This window comes from Bacillus sp. FSL K6-2971 (assembly GCF_038006405.1).
GTDB classification, from domain to species: domain Bacteria; phylum Bacillota; class Bacilli; order Bacillales; family Bacillaceae; genus Bacillus; species Bacillus pumilus.
Map to the genome: position 1 here is coordinate 215,273 of NZ_JBBOVD010000001.1, position 15,088 is coordinate 230,360.

Sequence of the window (15,088 nt, forward strand, 5' to 3'; positions counted from 1 at the left end):
GGAATGAATCAAGAAGTCGGCGCCATCATGCATTATTGTTACAAGCGGTTTCCAGTGAAAGTATATGAGAAGGAGATTCCTGAACAGTTCCAGATCCCATCGATGTACTTTCCAGTCGCATGGACAAACACAAAAAACGATACTGTTTCAACGTTCCTTAAAACATACACGCTGCATATTAAAGTGTTTCACAAGGACTCTGGGCAGGCTCATGATGCGGCAGAAACCATCGTTGATGCCTTATCAGCTGATCGAAACATCATTCAAATGATCAGTGAGGAAGGTGAACCGCTCGATCAATATGTCCGCATTAAGAGGGCTGAAACAAGGATTGCTGATCAAGGTGTGGCAACGATCATCCTCGCATGGGATAGCGCCTATTGGTACAACCGAGATGCGCAGCCAAGCCTAGACGACATAAATTTTTCAGATGGGGTGATAAAAAGTGACCAAGAAAAAAAGTGAGCCGGTGAAAGAAGAGAAAGTGACACCGGTTATTCAAAAGGAACCGGGGTTCTCATTTGAAGCCTTGAAAGAGCACAGCAAGGAATTGTTTGGCGTAAAGCCTGAAATTCTTGAAGGTGCTCTTTTTTATATCAAAGATCAACCAATTACAAAAACAGAAGCAAAGAAGCAGATTGATGCTTTTTTGTCTAAGGAGGTTTAAGCATGAATGGAGGTACTTTTACACCAGGTACAGAGAAAAAACGTCCTGGTATCTACTTCAATTTCAAAACCACAGCACAGCAGCGAATCACGTTAGGTAATCGCGGAACCGTTGCACTTCCGATTACGATGAGTTGGGGAGAGCCTAAGACGTTCATCTCTATTTCAGGAATCGAGGACTTAAATAAAAAAATCGGATTAAACATCGATGACAAGTCACTGCTTCTTTTCCGAGAAGCAAAGAAAAAAGCACAAACGGTTTTACTTTACCGCCTGAATGAAGGGGAGCCTGCAAAGGCTCAAATCAGCGAGAATTTCAATGTGCTTGCCAATTATGGCGGACAGAAAGGTAATGAGGTCACAATCCAAGTCACTGAAAACGTATTGGACAGCTCCAAGCGTGATGTGGTGACTTACGTAGGTACAGACATTGTTGATAAGCAAATTGTCACTGATGTCAAAGAGCTGAAGCAAAACAAATATGTTTCATTCTCTGGTGAAGGTGAAGTGACAATCACAGCTGGCGTAACACTAAGCGGTGGGAAAAACGGTGTGCCAAGCGTGGCAGATTACACAGCATTTCTTGAAGCAGCTGAAACAGAATACTTTGACGTGATCGCGCTGCCTAATAACACTAGCGAGCAGTTAAAAGCGACATTTGTGGCTTTCATTAAGCGGCTGCGTGATGATCAAGGACGTAAGGTGCAAGGCGTTGTGGCTAACTACGCAGCTGATCATGAAGGAATTATCAATGTCACAAGCGGTGTTCTGTTAGAAGACGGCACAGAGATTACGCCAGCCAAAGCAACTGCATGGGTTGCCGGTGCATCTGCAGGAGCCAACTTCAATCAGTCACTGACATTTGTTGAATATGAAGGGGCTGTTGATACGTTAGAGCGTCTTGATAATGATCAAGTGGAATACCGCTTATCACAAGGCGAATTCTTGTTCACGTTTGATGCGCGTGATCGCACAGTGAGCGTTGAGAAGGACATCAACTCTCTAACAAGCTATACAACGGAGAAAAACAAGACATTCGGTAAAAACAAGATCATTCGAGTGCTCGATGCGATCAACAACGATCTAACGAGAGAATTGAAGGATTTGATTAAGTTACGCAAAGCAAATGGGAACGATATTCCGGCATCTGATGACGGGTTGCAGCTGGTGAAAACACTCATCACGCAATATCTCACGCAGCTCCAAGACGGATCTGGAATCACTGGTTTTGATTCTGAAACAGATATTGTAATTGCTCTTAATGAAGATCGTGACGGTTTCTTGATTGATCTAGCTGTTCAACCAGTTGATGCAGCTGAAAAATTCTATTTCAATGTAGAGGTGAAATAAGATGGCTTTTAAAGCGCAGAATACCATTTCAGGTAAGGAAGGGCGTCTTTTCCTCGATGGTGAGGAAATGGCGTTCATCAAAACGTTTGAAGCAAACGTGGAGAAGAATAAATCAGAGGTCAATGTCATGGGTCGCCGTATGACGGGTCATAAGACAACCGGTGCGAATGGTACTGGCACAGCGACTTTCTATAAAGTCACATCACGTTTCGTTCAGTTGATGTTGAATTACGTGAAGAAGGGGCAAGATCCGTACTTCACCATTCAAGCTGTTCTGGATGACAAATCATCTGGCCGCGGCACCGAGCGCGTCACATTGTTTGATGTGAACTTTGATTCAGCTAAAATTGCTGGGCTCGATGTAGATTCGGAAGCACTTGAAGAAGAGGTTCCTTTCACGTTTGAGGACTTTGATCTTCCTGAGAAGCTGAAGGATTCTTTCTAAGAAATGTGGAGGAAATTAGCTAATTAATTAGCAAAATAAAAACCGAATATGCTATAATGCAAAGAGAATGCTCAGAGCATTCCGATACAAAATTATGTTTACATGCAAAGCAATTTGCATAAAATAAAAAGAAGCCAGGATGCGACAACATCCCGGCAATGTACAATGAGGCCCTTCAAGGGGCTGGCTTATCAATCTGATAGTATTAAGGATAGACTTTCCCTTTTACCTACCACAGCTCAAGGGGAGTCTATTTTTTATTTATATACGTCAACAAAGCAAGGATAAACATCCCGAATAAAAGCATTAGGGAAATCGCTTGGAACGTTGACATGAGCATCACCCCCTTCCTATCGGGGATGAGCCAGACACCCTTGAGCAAGCCGTTCAATTGTACGAATTATATTATACATGAAAAGATTGGAAAGCACATTCAAAAATGGATGTGCTTTTTGTATTCGAAAAAAACAAATCAAAGGGAGTTTTTAAACATGAGCGAAAAACAAACAAACAACACATATGATCTTTCATTCTTTATGCCAGGACAAACAACAGAAGCGGAAGAAGTCAAATCCATTATCTCAAAGCGTTTCGTTGACAAAGAAGGTAAAGTGATTCCATTCGTATTCAAAGCGATCACAACAGAGCGCATCGATGAACTGGAGAAAGAAAACACGACTTTCAAAAATGTTAAAGGTCGTGGACGTGTGAAAGACTTGGATTCCCAACGATTCTACGCACGTATCGCGGTTGAATCAACCATTTACCCAGACTTCAAATCAAAAGAACTTCGTGAAGCATACAGCACACAAGATCCAGTCGAAGTGGCAAAGCGTGTCCTATCTGTCGGCGGTGAATATGCGAACTGGTTAAACAAAGCCATTGAGGTCAACGGATTTGAAGATGAAATTGAAGATTTAGAAGAAGCAGCAAAAAACTAATAAAAGACGGGGACAAAGAGGCTGTGTATCTGTATTACTGCATGCATGAGCTTCATTACTCCCCGTCTGAACTCTTAGATTTATACGAATCACCAAGACCATTCAAATCATTCCTATTTGGACTCATCAGGCACAAACTAGAGGTTCTTGAAAAAGAAGCAAAGAAAGGGGGATAAGACATGGCTCATTTGACTGCTCGGTTTGATTTACAAGACCGAATCACGCGTAAATTGCGTTTGATCAGAGGAGATATGGAACGCCTTGATAGATTGCGCCGCAGATCAGAGCGGCCAATCACATTGAGAGTGCGGGACAATGCCACGATTGCATTAAGACGTGTGCAGCGTTTCGTATTGCGTGATCTTGCTCGAACTTATCAGCTCACATTGGATGTCAATGATCTGGCCACAAAGGCGTTGAAAAAGTTCAACGGTTTCATACAACGTAAGATGCCGCGTACTCATAGCATCCTGATGCGCATTAAGGATCAGGCAACACCAGGGCTGGTCAGGCTGCGTCGTTATATCTATCGCAATTTGGGCAAAGTTCAGCAATTTACCATAGCCGTATATGATCGGGCATCTGCAAGCATTAGGCGCATAGCATCATATGCAGCTCGTCAACTAGGTCGTGGATATAGCTATACAATCAGAGCGGTCGATATGGTTCGTAATACAGTCAGCCGTATAGCGTCTTATACAAGGAACACGTTAGGGACTGAATACAGGGTGGCGATCAATGCGATAGACCGATTCACCGCTCCGGTACGTGGAGCTGTCTCATTTGCAAATACCCATTTGGGACGGACTTACACAACCACAATCAAGGTTCTTGATCTTATCACAAAGCCATTGAGAGGGATCGTGTCAGCTGTCACCAGTACGCTTGGTTTGCTTGGAGTCGGTGCCGGTGCAACAGGCGGTATTGTCGTACCGCTCAAAATGGTTGCGGATCGCCAGAACATGACCACTGCGTTTGAAACTCTCTTAGGTAGTAGAGGGAAAGCAGATGCACGACTAGACGAGCTGACAGCCTTTGCTGGTCAAACGCCATTTACACGTGACGAGATATTTGAGTCAAGTCGTGTTCTCCAAGTATTCACAGGGAACGCTCTATCGACTACTGAAGGCATGAAGCTAGTCGGTGACGTTGCTGCAGGTGTTCAACGACCGTTTTCCGAAGTTGCGCTATGGATGGGGCGTTTATATGACGGCATTAAATCGGGGCGTCCTATCGGTGACGCAACGGCAGCTCTTCAAGAAATGGGGGCGATCTCTGGTGATGCCAGAGGCAAGCTCGAAAATCTTGCAAAGAGCGGAAAAGACATCTCTAAGACATGGCCGGAAGTAACGAAGGAATTCGGCAAATACAATGACATGATGATCAAAATGTCGGACAACTTGGCCAACTTATTCTTAGGTGTTAAATCATTCATCAATAACAGCATCCTTATGCCTTGGGGTAAAGGGCTTGCAGCTGCGTTCCAACCCGCTCTTGAAGCATTCAGAACGTGGCGAGGAGAATATTCCTTTGTACTGACCGATCTTTCCAATAAAGCTGAAAAGGCTGGTAAAGCCTTTGCAAAGAGCTTTTTAAATCCGACCAAAAGCGTATTCGGATTCATTGGTGATCAGTTTAAGATTTTGTTCCCTGGAGAAAAACTTTCCAAGAAGCAAATGAAAGAACTGAAGGTCAAATTTAAGGATAACCCCAAATTGCAGAAGCACTTTGATCAGCTTGAGAAATATCGTGAAATGAGCTTTGAAACTCGGTGGAAGCTCGTCTTAGATAACACAAAAGACGTCTTTGGCGAGTGGTGGAATAAGACTGGGAAACCAGGTCTTTTCAAAATGGCCGAGAATGTCGGTAAGACTTATGGTGGCATCATAAACGGTGTGATCAATGGTCTACTTGGTATTGATGACAAATCATCCGAAGATAGTTTTACCGATGCAGGAGCCAAAGCAGGAAAGATATTTATTGAATCATTTTTAGAAGCTCTTGATCCTGCACAATTAGGCATTCGTATCACTAAGAAGATCGGTGAGATCAATTTGAATGCCCTAACTGGTGAGGGATCAATTGCAGGGGCCTTGATTGCCAATGCATTTGCGCTCGCATTCCTCGGAAAAGTAGCCACATTATTAAAGCCGCTTAAATCCATTCTTTCAGGAGCATTTGCACTCTTCAAATGGGGCAAAGGTTTAAACGGAGGATTAGGACCAGGAACAAGCGGCGGTATAATTGGCGGAGCTGGAGGAGCAAGACCACCAAGGAACCCAAGACCTCCCGAATATCGTCAGCCTTGGATCAATAGAGGAGAGCCAGTAAGACCAACCACACCAAACCAAGGGCGTGGCGGTGGTGGACTGTTGGGTAGTATCGGTAAAGGTGCCAAGAGCATCGGAAAACGTATTCCTATTCTTGGTACACTGATTGCGGCCACTGAACTTATCGGTATGAATAATGACAACAAAGGAGAAAAGATCGGTGGGTTTGCTGGTAATCTGGGCGGCGGTATCGGTGGAGCTGCACTAGGGACATTGATCGCGCCTGGAATCGGAACAGCTATCGGTGGAGTATTAGGCAGCATCTTTGGCGGCGATCTCGGTAACTGGATCGGTAAGATGTTTGATGACGGGACCATCAAGAAGAAATGGGATGGGCTTGTCAAAGGTGCAGAGAATGCAGTCCAATGGATTAAAGATACATGGAGCACTTTTTCCACTTGGTTCAATGACAATGTCGCTGAACCTATTGGTGGTTTTTTTGAAGAAGCATGGACAAAAATTAAAGCCACTTGGGAAAAGGTCTCTAATTGGTTCATGGAAAAAGTATTCATACCTATTTATAACTTTGCAGTTCCAATCATCAACTTTATAGTTGGTGTTTTTGTCGTGGGATGGGAATTGATTAGTGCCATCTGGGGAGCAGCATCCACTTGGTTCTATGAAAATGTATGGGAGCCATTTGGTCAATATGCAGTAGAGGCCGTCGGAGTGATATGGAACAAACTTGATGATACATGGAATTGGATTCAGGAGACTTGGAGTGCATTTTCTGCTTGGTTTAATGAAAATGTATGGGAACCATTTAAACTATACGCACTTCCAGCGATCATGATTGTGTGGGTGTTGTTTAAAAATACGTGGAATTGGATTCAGGAGACTTGGGTAACCCTATCAACTTGGTTTGATGAAAACGTCTGGCAGCCTTTTAAAACATATGCTTTGCCAGCCATCATGTTTATCTGGAACCAATTTAACAGTACATGGAACCGGATTAAAACATCATGGGTGGTGCTTGCCGGTTGGTTTGATGAGTACGTATGGCAGCCATATAAAAAGTATGCAGAGCCAGCAATCTCCTTCGTGTGGGAAAAATTTAAAGAAGCATGGGAAACGATCAAAGGTATCTGGAAAGGGGTAAGTGGATGGTTTGAAAAATATGTGTTTTCCCCGTTGCAAAATTTTGCAACAACTTTAAAAAAGACATGGGATGGCATCTTTGGAGTTGTAGGAAATGTAGTCGGTAAAATTAAAGAAGTTAGTGGGAAGGCGTTTGAATTCTTTGAAAGTAAAGGTGAAGAAAAGACAGGTTGGAAACCTAAAGGGAAGAAAGAAGAAAGAAACGCCACCGGTGGTTATATCACAAAGCCAACTCTTTCATGGATCGGCGAGGCGGGCAAGGAGTTTGTCATCCCGACCGAAAACAACAAAGGCCGAGGGAAGATGCTTCTTGCTCAGGCTGCCTCTCATCTTGGAATGTCTGTTATGCCAAACGGTGCATCACCTATTTCACAAGCTGGTTCATCTTCTCCTATGAGACCGGCTGCAGCTCCATCAGTCTCAACTTCTGCAAGCGGATCGGTATCAATTGGTGAGACCGGCAACGCTTCTAAATACGGGGAACAGTTTAGCACTGACTTTGAAAAAGGATTAAACAGCAAAGTTGTTTCACTTGAACAGTGGAAACAAGCTAATATCAAACAACCATTTACTCAAATTCAGGCATCAACACCGCTCTACGGAGCACAAACTGTCACCGGCTTTGCCTCAGGTCAAAACATGACACCAACTGGCACAGGTCAGTTCTTAGATCAAAATGTAAGACAACCTTTCTTATTCGCTCGTCAAGAGTCTCCTACATGGGGAGCTGGACTGGTTGACGCATTTAACAGCGGCATGCGTTCCAAAGGAAGCGAAGTGACACAAGCAGCCAAGGACATGGCGAAGAAAGTAGAACAGGCGTTTAGAGAAGAATTAGACATTCATTCTCCTTCGCGTGTCATGATGAGTCTTGGAAAATTCGCATCGATCGGTGTCGTCAAAGGACTTGATTCAGTTGACGTGAAGAAATTCGCAGAGAATCAAGCCGGTTCATTAATCGGTGCATTCAGCGGTATGGGGGCTTCGGGTCTTAGTGTTCAGCAATGGCTCATGGCAGCTCTCATGGCAACTGGCACATCGATGAGCTGGCTACCAGGTCTGATGACCATTGCGCAGCATGAATCGAATGGAAATCCGAGAGCGATCAACTTATGGGATTCCAACGCCAAAAAGGGAACACCATCTAAAGGCTTAATGCAAACCATTGGGCCGACATTTAACTCTAATAAAGGCAAGGGTATGAATGACATTTGGAACCCAATTCATAATGCTGTTGCGGCCATTAACTACATTAAGGGTAGATATGGAACAGTCTTTAACACGCCTGGATTAAGAAGTATGAGAAACGGTGGACCATATAAGGGTTATGCAAACGGCGGTCTAATCACACAAGAACAAATCGCTAGAGTCGGTGAAGGAAACAAGCGTGAATGGATTATTCCTGAAGAGCGTGGCATACGTGGTCGCTACTTGTTGGCTCAAGCTGCACAGGCTTTAGGAATGGACGTATACGATCCGGCCACCGCTACATCTTCTGAACTTTCACAAGGGCAGGTGCAAACAGTAACAGTTGGCACAGCGAATGCACCGTCTGCTTCAGGTGGATCAAAACAGATCATCATTAATTTTAATGGTGAGCAGCATTATCATAATGGCCAAGACGCAGAAAACCTTGCAGAGAAGATCAAGCAGATGCTCATTGATGAGTTAGAGAATGAAATCAACACAGGAACGAAGGGAGTCGTGATCGATGGCTAAATCAAAATATCAATTGTGGATTTCGCAAGGGAAGGACAAATTACGATTCCCTGTTCTTCCTGAGAAATTGGAACTCAATAACAACGTACAAAATGAAACGGTAAAGGTCGCCTCTTTTGGCGAGCTCACATTCTTGGATGTACCAGGGGCTCGCCAAATTTCATTTACAGCTTTTTTTCCGAAGAAGTATACACCGATCGCTGAATATAAAAGCATCCCATCACCAGAGAATGCGATAGCGAAAATAGAACGAATGATGCGGTCAAAGAAGTCTGTGCGGCTCATTGTAACGGGGACAAAAATAAATATGCAATGCAGCATAGAAAGCTTCAATCACAATGAAGGTACGTATGACGTCGGTGATCGTGAATTCACGCTGCAGTTAAAAGAATACAAAACCGCATCACCTAGAAAAATCAAACGGAAAGCCAAAAAGAGCAACAAAAAACGCAGCTCAAAAGGCGCACCAAAAGTGTACACCGTTAAAAAGGGTGATACCTTGTGGGATCTTTCTGGCCGCTTCTATGGGGATAGCACAAAATGGCGGCGCATTTGGAATGCGAATAAAGCTGCGATGATCAAGCGGAGTAGGCGCAATATTAGACAACCAGGGCATTGGATTTTCCCTGGTCAAAAATTAAAAATACCACAATAGGGGGGCTGACATTGATTGAGCTTTTTGCCATCAGAAGCGGCACCATGTACGAGCTTGTGACAGAAAGTGTGACACTTCGGGGGCAAAGGTATCAGGCCCCCCGCTCAATACAAGCAACGATCGTGACTAAACAGGGTTCACAAAAATATTACAGCATCAAAGAGGGTGACACTGTTCTTTTCAAATGGAAAGGAAAAGAACTCTTTCGAGGTACAGTCTTTGCAAGAACGCCGAAGGAAGAAAAGCTCACTTTTACTGCTTATGACATGCTTCAGTATTTGGTGAAGAACCAGGATGTATATGTCTTTGCAAACAAACGGGCTGATCAAATAATGAAGCGGCTTGGTCAAGATTTTCAGATCCCGATGACCTCCATCGCCAATACCGGTCATGTCATAAAATCACTTGTATTCAAAAACGATACAAGCCTGTATGACATCATTTTGCAGGCTCTAAGGGAAACAAAGAAACAAACAGGACGTAACTATCAAATCTATTCTGCTAAAGGCAAGATGGGGCTAAGAGCATGGCCTGATCCGTCTGAAGTATGGGTCATTGAATCAGGTGTCAATCTCATTGATTATCAGTACAGCACTTCCATTGAAGAAACGGCCACACGTGTAAAGATGAGGGCAACACACGTGGATAAAATAAAAGTTTTAAAGAAGGAAAAAAAGAAATCTAAGACTACTGACAAAGATAAAGAAAAAGATAAGAAAACGACCAAACCAACAAAGCCAAAGAAACCAAAAATGGTTACTCAAAAGAAAGAAATTGAAATGCTGGCTGTGGCGAATGATAGTTCAGCAAGAAGCAAATATGGAATTCTTCAGCACGTTGAAAGAGTGTCAGGAGAGATCAACCAAGCACAGTTGCAAAAGCGGGCTGATGTTCGTCTCTCACAGAAAAAGGGCGTGAAAAAAGAACTCAAAAGTATTCAAGCTCTAGGTATTCCTGGATTACAAAGCGGCATGCCTGTCCGGATCATCATTCCGGATATCAGCATCAAAAAAACGTACTGGATCGATCAGGACAGCCACGAATTCAAAGGAACAAAACACACCATGACGATCGATGTCGTTGAGAAAAATTCCATCCCAACGGGGAATCAGTCATGAAACTAAGTGAGGCAATTAAGCGATTGGCCGTCAATGCTGTGGATGCACAATCGCCAACTGACTTGATACTTGGTGATGTGGTGTCTGTTTCCCCTCTAAGCGTTCGACTCAATGAGAATGACAAACTCATCATTCCTGAAGAACTTCTCATCTGGCCAGCCCGCTTAGACGAGGGAAAAGATGATGAGCTAGAAGAAGGCGATAGTGTAATGGTCCTTGCGATGACAGGCGGCCAAACGTTTTACATCTTAGATAAAGTAGTAGGAGGTGGTTCATAATGGCACTCTCTCCAGAAGAGGAAATTGAAGATTTTGAGGAAGATGAAGATGATATTGTTGAACCTTCGACCACCTACCGTATCGACTTCGAGTCAGGACGTCTAACCAATGAAAAGATCAATGGTCTTGATGCCATTCGCCAATTCGTCTATATGGCCTTAAGAACGGAACGATATTCGCATGCTGTTTATAGCCATGACGTAGGATGTGAGGTTCAAGAAGCTGTGTCTGATGAAGAATCAACGGACGAATACAAGGAGATGGAGATCCCACGGCTCATTGAAGAAGCACTTCTTGTTGATGAAAGAATTGAAAGTGTGCAAGATTTTGAGATCACTAAAGAGGGGGCAGCCTTTAAGGTGATATTTGAAGTGGTGACAGATGAGGGAACCTTGGAGATCGAGGAGGTGATTGGCGAAGATGTTTGAAGAACAGTCTTATGAAGCCATCATGGAACGCATGTTGGAACGTATACCTGATGATATTGATAAACGTGAAAACAGCGTGATATGGAATGCGTTGGCTCCTGCAGCTGCGGAACTTGCTCAATCTTATATATGGCTAGATCAGGTATTCGATCTTGTCTTTGCGGATACAGCGCAGGGAGAATTTTTAGATAGACGAGCTGCTGAAGTGGGGATCACTCGTAAAGCGGCCACAAGTGCTGTATGGTCCGTTGAAGTCTCACCTGAAGGTATCAGAATACCAACGGAATCAAGGTTTTATATCGACAATCTGTACTTCCAGTATCAGTCTGACGGCACGCTGAAGTGTGAGACGACTGGTGCTGTAGGTAATGGGAATTTTGCAGAACTGCCGCTCCTATCGCTCGATAACATACTAGGTTTAGAATCGGTCATTTTCGAGGAGCTGAAAATACCTGGTCAAGAAGAAGAAGACGATGAAGCACTGTATGAGCGGTACTTGATGAGGGCAAGGCGGGAGGCTGTCAGTGCCAACAAAGCCCATTATAAAAAGTGGGCTGAAGAAGTTGAAGGAGTTGGCAGGGCAAAGGTTTTTCCTCTTTGGAACGGAGAAGGTACGGTCAAAATTGTCATCACAGATGGAAATTTTGATGTTGCGACGGATCTGCTCGTCAATAAGGTCCAAGAGTACATTGATCCAGTTCCAGGAGAAGGAGAAGGGCAAGCACCGATTGGAGCGACCGCAACAGTTGAAAGTGCCAAGTGGAAAGATGTTGAGGTGTCCGTATCTGTGGAGCTTAAAATGGATTACTCCATTGAAGATGCACAAGAGGAGATTGAAAAGAAGGTCAAAGCGCTTCTGAAATCACTTGCCTTTGAAGAAAATGTGATAAGAATGTCAGCGATCAATGACATTTTGTATCATGCGGATAGTGTATCGGACTATTCGGATGTCTTGATCAACGGTGAATCCAAAAACTTGCCGCTCCAAGATATTGAAATCCCGCGTCTAGGGCAGGTGATCGTCAATGAGCAAGTATGATGATATGAACGCCTATTTACCTTCTTATCTAACGGAGATCACTGAATTTGATGAATTAATGAGATCAGAGGCTCCAGAGATGGAAAGGCTAGACGATTCTATTTTCGATATGACCGATCAGCTCTTTCCGTTCACTGCCACATGGGGGCTTAATCGATGGGAAAGGATGCTGAAGGTGCAGCGTGAATCAGGTGATTCTATTGAGTTGCGAAGGGCACGTATTTTGAATCTCATGTCTAACATTCCACCGATCACTTATGCTTCTTTAGAGAGGGCAGTCAACCGCTTCCTGAAGAATCCTAGCGCGGTGGTTCGTCTAACGTCAGGCCGCTATCATTTCTCCCTTCGTGTTAATTTGGATGACCTGCAGAACACCAGATACATTGTGGAGACGTTTGAAAACTTAAAGCCTGCACACCTGGCTTATAAATTCACAAGCGTTCATCATACTGATGTTCATGAAATCAAAGATTATCGTAACCGGCTCACACTGCGTAGCAGAGTGGGCTTTTTTGATCACATTCCTATCTTACTCAATGGTGAATTTTTATTAAATGGAACTTTTTATTTAAGCGGATCGCGCAATTCAACAGATATTCCAGTACGCTTCAGACAATCTTTAAAGATGGCCATGAAGCTCAAAAAAGAAGTGAAAGTTCTTGGACGTACAAGATATGTCATGGTAGGAGCCAAACATGAAACGGATCAACAAGCAGCTCTTACACTTCGATCTCGTTTCAAACACGTAAATAAAGAAAAAAGGAAAGTAACATTCCGCATGGCTGCTCATGTATCAAATGATCAGAGCGGAAGTGTAATCATTAAGCAGAAATATTGGACGCTTGATGGATCGGTACCGCTAGACGGTTCAAAATATCTAGCTGCCACGTCCAAGCAAATAGATTTATAAAGGAGGATCATAATGGCTGATCAATTAACCGTTACAACGCTTTATGCTCGGCAACAAATGGCGAAGGCTAGAGCAGAGGGAACGAAGCTCACGAAAGTGGTCAAGATGGCTTTCGGAAAAGGTGGAACGAAGGACGGAAAACCAATCTCTCTGGATGGAACAGAACAAGAGTTAAAGAGTGAACTTGTTCAAAAGGACATTGATTCCTATAAATTCATGGAACCGGCGAAGATCCGGTACACATGTACCATCGCTGAAGGGGAGCTTGCTGGAGAAGTTATCAATGAACTAGCTCTTGTTGATGAAGATGGAAAGTTTACTGCGATCCGCACCATGACAGACAAACAAAAAGACGGCGACATCGAATTTATTTTTGAGATTGATGATATTTACTAGGAAAGGAGTGCTCATAGATGGACATTAAATCTCCTAAGGCTTTTGAAACAAGCGACAAAGCTCATGCGGATCTGTTCAATGACATGGTGAAAGTATTACTTGAAAATGATACTGGACTGTTAGATCAACTCATTAGCCATATTGGCGATACCAAACCGCATGCATCTGAATCAGAGAAGAAGAAATGGAATGAATCGCAGATATACAAAATTACCGCTGATGACGGCAAATACTTGATCTCTGTTCCAGCTGACAAAAATATTTTTGATGCGATCAAGGACAAGGGAACCTGTACTTTTATCGCTTCTCCAGGTGTAGAAGATTCCCCTGCGCCTAATAACGCCTATATAAGAGGGATACAAACGGTGGGACAAAACAACATCGGAACCGGATTTGCGGTAGACACGTCAGGCAATGCATATTACTTCTACTATAATTCTACCCATATATCTATCACGTGGACTCAGATTCCGACAGCAGATGAAAAAGATAAATGGAACAACGGGCAGTTATATAGGCTTACTCCAAACGATGGAAGAGTTGCAAGAGTTCCAAATGGTACTGATATATTCACTTTACCAACTGGGCCATATATGGGAGCTCAACTCCTTAATGCTCCAGTAGAAAATGATACAAGCTTTTATTACGTTGATGTTTTTGAAACAGCCTATGAACAAAATGAAGTAGTGTATAAACGTATCGTAGCAACTAGGTCATTTGATAACATCACTTGGATCGGTACGTTCCATGCTCAAGGTTTCAAAGGATGGGAGAGGATTACAACCAGTGGAGATGCAAAACTCGACTGGAAGTTTCCGACGATCAGGAATGGGTGGAAAACTTATAAATCTGAGGTCAATAATGATTATCGGGTAAGAGTTGCAAAAGATGCATTAGGTATTGTGCATGTCACAGGGGCTATAGCAGGCGGCACATTGGGGGAAGTCCCAGCGTTTACATTACCAGAAGGATGTGAGCCACCTTTTCCTCTCTATAATGTCGGCATAGCTTCAAGCACCGGTGGTTTTAAGGGGCCACAGTTTAGTAGGCAGTATATCGCTACAGATGGCCGATTTTGTATACAAGATACCACGAGTAATAAAGACTTCATCGTGGTGAATTGCATGTTTAAAGCAAAGGAGTGAACCGTATGAAACCTATATATGCATTTGATAAAAACAACAAGTATGTACCTGGTGGGGATAAAGAAATACCCGATGACGCTGAGATTCCAGAGGGGTTTACAGACGTTCAACCGCAAGAAGGGTTGTACATCGCGAAATACAATCCCACAAGCAAGACATGGAGCGAGTCGGCAACCCGGGAATACATTGATAGCTTACAAACAGAGCAACCGCCGTATGATATAGATTTGTTAAAACAGCAAAATGCGGTGTTAACTAAACAAGTTGCACAATTATCAAAAGACGCAGCTGAAGCAAAAATTCGTGAGGCTAAGATGGCCAAGCAATTTGCGCAGTTGATGATGGAACTTGAATCTTTGAAAGGTGGTGATTCAAAATGATGTATCCAACATTAAGTGATATAAAACAGTTCTGGGAATGGAAGTGTTATGAACCGCCGGACATTGCGTTTTATGTTGATATTGGCTATATCACAATTGCAGACTATGAAGAAATAACAGGAGAACAGTACAAAGCCTAGAGGGGCTTTTTATTTTGCCTTCTTTAAGGGGGTGGACAAAGTGAGGGAGT

General features: G+C 43.4%; 18 protein-coding genes. 17 read left to right on the forward strand and 1 reads right to left on the reverse strand.

Annotated elements, in window-relative coordinates; all coding sequences use genetic code 11:
- The first annotated feature begins 3 nt into the window (after window positions 1–3).
- Genes MHI33_RS01295 through MHI33_RS01310 form a run of 4 tightly spaced genes read left to right on the forward strand, consistent with a single transcriptional unit; the run spans window position 4 to window position 2,461 of the window.
- Window positions 4–465 (forward strand): phage tail terminator family protein, encoded by a 462-nt coding sequence (locus tag MHI33_RS01295; RefSeq protein WP_340908474.1) that lies wholly within the window; start codon window positions 4–6, stop codon window positions 463–465.
- 19 nt (window positions 466–484) lie between these two features.
- Window positions 485–667, forward strand: a complete 183-nt coding sequence (locus MHI33_RS01300) for a hypothetical protein (protein ID WP_144527395.1) — start codon at window positions 485–487, stop codon at window positions 665–667.
- A 2-nt stretch (window positions 668–669) separates the two neighbouring features.
- Window positions 670–2,016: a phage tail sheath family protein gene (locus MHI33_RS01305; RefSeq protein ID WP_340908477.1), complete on the forward strand. Its 1,347-nt coding sequence runs from the start codon at window positions 670–672 to the stop codon at window positions 2,014–2,016.
- Window position 2,017: 1 nt separating this feature from the next.
- Window positions 2,018–2,461 carry a phage tail tube protein gene (locus MHI33_RS01310; RefSeq protein WP_044139480.1) on the forward strand — a complete coding sequence of 148 codons (444 nt, stop codon included), beginning with the start codon at window positions 2,018–2,020 and terminating at the stop codon, window positions 2,459–2,461.
- 250 nt (window positions 2,462–2,711) lie between these two features.
- Here the strand turns inward: MHI33_RS01310 and MHI33_RS01315 are convergent, their stop codons facing one another.
- Window positions 2,712–2,801, reverse strand: coding sequence for a putative holin-like toxin (locus tag MHI33_RS01315; protein WP_074041930.1), 90 nt, complete (start codon window positions 2,799–2,801; stop codon window positions 2,712–2,714).
- A gap of 151 nt (window positions 2,802–2,952) precedes the next feature.
- On the opposite strand from MHI33_RS01315, the gene MHI33_RS01320 reads away from it, so the two are divergent.
- From MHI33_RS01320 to MHI33_RS01375, 13 genes are read left to right on the forward strand one after another with little or no spacing between them, the layout of a single operon-like run.
- Window positions 2,953–3,402 carry a phage tail assembly chaperone gene (locus tag MHI33_RS01320; protein ID WP_044139479.1) on the forward strand — a complete coding sequence of 150 codons (450 nt, stop codon included), beginning with the start codon at window positions 2,953–2,955 and terminating at the stop codon, window positions 3,400–3,402.
- A gap of 23 nt (window positions 3,403–3,425) precedes the next feature.
- Window positions 3,426–3,578, forward strand: a complete 153-nt coding sequence (locus MHI33_RS21985; RefSeq protein WP_404841050.1) for a hypothetical protein — start codon at window positions 3,426–3,428, stop codon at window positions 3,576–3,578.
- A 3-nt stretch (window positions 3,579–3,581) separates the two neighbouring features.
- On the forward strand, window positions 3,582–8,549 hold the full coding sequence (locus MHI33_RS01325; protein WP_340908485.1) for a transglycosylase SLT domain-containing protein: 4,968 nt from the start codon (window positions 3,582–3,584) through the stop codon (window positions 8,547–8,549).
- A complete protein-coding gene (locus MHI33_RS01330; RefSeq protein WP_340908487.1) occupies window positions 8,542–9,204 on the forward strand; it encodes a LysM peptidoglycan-binding domain-containing protein in 663 nt (220 codons plus the stop codon). Before MHI33_RS01325 ends, MHI33_RS01330 begins: the two co-directional genes overlap by 8 nt.
- 11 nt (window positions 9,205–9,215) lie before the next feature.
- Window positions 9,216–10,322 (forward strand): XkdQ/YqbQ family protein, encoded by a 1,107-nt coding sequence (locus tag MHI33_RS01335; protein ID WP_340908489.1) that lies wholly within the window; start codon window positions 9,216–9,218, stop codon window positions 10,320–10,322.
- Window positions 10,319–10,600 carry a DUF2577 family protein gene (locus MHI33_RS01340; RefSeq protein ID WP_106048402.1) on the forward strand — a complete coding sequence of 94 codons (282 nt, stop codon included), beginning with the start codon at window positions 10,319–10,321 and terminating at the stop codon, window positions 10,598–10,600. The genes MHI33_RS01335 and MHI33_RS01340 overlap by 4 nt, the downstream gene beginning before the upstream one ends.
- Window positions 10,600–11,028: a DUF2634 domain-containing protein gene (locus tag MHI33_RS01345; protein ID WP_319610189.1), complete on the forward strand. Its 429-nt coding sequence runs from the start codon at window positions 10,600–10,602 to the stop codon at window positions 11,026–11,028. Before MHI33_RS01340 ends, MHI33_RS01345 begins: the two co-directional genes overlap by 1 nt.
- On the forward strand, window positions 11,021–12,067 hold the full coding sequence (locus MHI33_RS01350) for a baseplate J/gp47 family protein (RefSeq protein WP_340908498.1): 1,047 nt from the start codon (window positions 11,021–11,023) through the stop codon (window positions 12,065–12,067). The genes MHI33_RS01345 and MHI33_RS01350 overlap by 8 nt, the downstream gene beginning before the upstream one ends.
- Window positions 12,054–12,977, forward strand: coding sequence for a YmfQ family protein (locus tag MHI33_RS01355; RefSeq protein WP_340908501.1), 924 nt, complete (start codon window positions 12,054–12,056; stop codon window positions 12,975–12,977). The genes MHI33_RS01350 and MHI33_RS01355 overlap by 14 nt, the downstream gene beginning before the upstream one ends.
- 12 nt (window positions 12,978–12,989) lie before the next feature.
- Window positions 12,990–13,373, forward strand: coding sequence for a phage tail-collar fiber domain-containing protein (locus tag MHI33_RS01360; protein ID WP_106025136.1), 384 nt, complete (start codon window positions 12,990–12,992; stop codon window positions 13,371–13,373).
- A gap of 17 nt (window positions 13,374–13,390) precedes the next feature.
- Window positions 13,391–14,518, forward strand: coding sequence for a hypothetical protein (locus MHI33_RS01365; protein WP_340908508.1), 1,128 nt, complete (start codon window positions 13,391–13,393; stop codon window positions 14,516–14,518).
- 5 nt (window positions 14,519–14,523) lie between these two features.
- The gene (locus MHI33_RS01370) at window positions 14,524–14,898 is read left to right on the forward strand and encodes a hypothetical protein (RefSeq protein WP_340908510.1); all 375 of its coding nucleotides are present in this window, start codon (window positions 14,524–14,526) and stop codon (window positions 14,896–14,898) included.
- Window positions 14,895–15,038, forward strand: coding sequence for an XkdX family protein (locus MHI33_RS01375; protein ID WP_217967886.1), 144 nt, complete (start codon window positions 14,895–14,897; stop codon window positions 15,036–15,038). Before MHI33_RS01370 ends, MHI33_RS01375 begins: the two co-directional genes overlap by 4 nt.
- The last annotated feature ends 50 nt before the right edge of the window (window positions 15,039–15,088 follow it).

Coding starts and splice junctions, on each gene's coding strand:
- MHI33_RS01295 (WP_340908474.1), top strand. CDS start 4: ATGAATCAAGAAGTCGGCGCCATCATGCATTATTGTTACAAGCGGTTT.
- MHI33_RS01305 (WP_340908477.1), top strand. CDS start 670: ATGAATGGAGGTACTTTTACACCAGGTACAGAGAAAAAACGTCCTGGT.
- MHI33_RS01310 (WP_044139480.1), top strand. CDS start 2,018: ATGGCTTTTAAAGCGCAGAATACCATTTCAGGTAAGGAAGGGCGTCTT.
- MHI33_RS01315 (WP_074041930.1), bottom strand. CDS start 2,801: ATGCTCATGTCAACGTTCCAAGCGATTTCCCTAATGCTTTTATTCGGG.
- MHI33_RS01320 (WP_044139479.1), top strand. CDS start 2,953: ATGAGCGAAAAACAAACAAACAACACATATGATCTTTCATTCTTTATG.
- MHI33_RS01325 (WP_340908485.1), top strand. CDS start 3,582: ATGGCTCATTTGACTGCTCGGTTTGATTTACAAGACCGAATCACGCGT.
- MHI33_RS01330 (WP_340908487.1), top strand. CDS start 8,542: ATGGCTAAATCAAAATATCAATTGTGGATTTCGCAAGGGAAGGACAAA.
- MHI33_RS01340 (WP_106048402.1), top strand. CDS start 10,319: ATGAAACTAAGTGAGGCAATTAAGCGATTGGCCGTCAATGCTGTGGAT.
- MHI33_RS01345 (WP_319610189.1), top strand. CDS start 10,600: ATGGCACTCTCTCCAGAAGAGGAAATTGAAGATTTTGAGGAAGATGAA.
- MHI33_RS01350 (WP_340908498.1), top strand. CDS start 11,021: ATGTTTGAAGAACAGTCTTATGAAGCCATCATGGAACGCATGTTGGAA.
- MHI33_RS01355 (WP_340908501.1), top strand. CDS start 12,054: ATGAGCAAGTATGATGATATGAACGCCTATTTACCTTCTTATCTAACG.
- MHI33_RS01360 (WP_106025136.1), top strand. CDS start 12,990: ATGGCTGATCAATTAACCGTTACAACGCTTTATGCTCGGCAACAAATG.
- MHI33_RS01365 (WP_340908508.1), top strand. CDS start 13,391: ATGGACATTAAATCTCCTAAGGCTTTTGAAACAAGCGACAAAGCTCAT.
- MHI33_RS01370 (WP_340908510.1), top strand. CDS start 14,524: ATGAAACCTATATATGCATTTGATAAAAACAACAAGTATGTACCTGGT.
- MHI33_RS01375 (WP_217967886.1), top strand. CDS start 14,895: ATGATGTATCCAACATTAAGTGATATAAAACAGTTCTGGGAATGGAAG.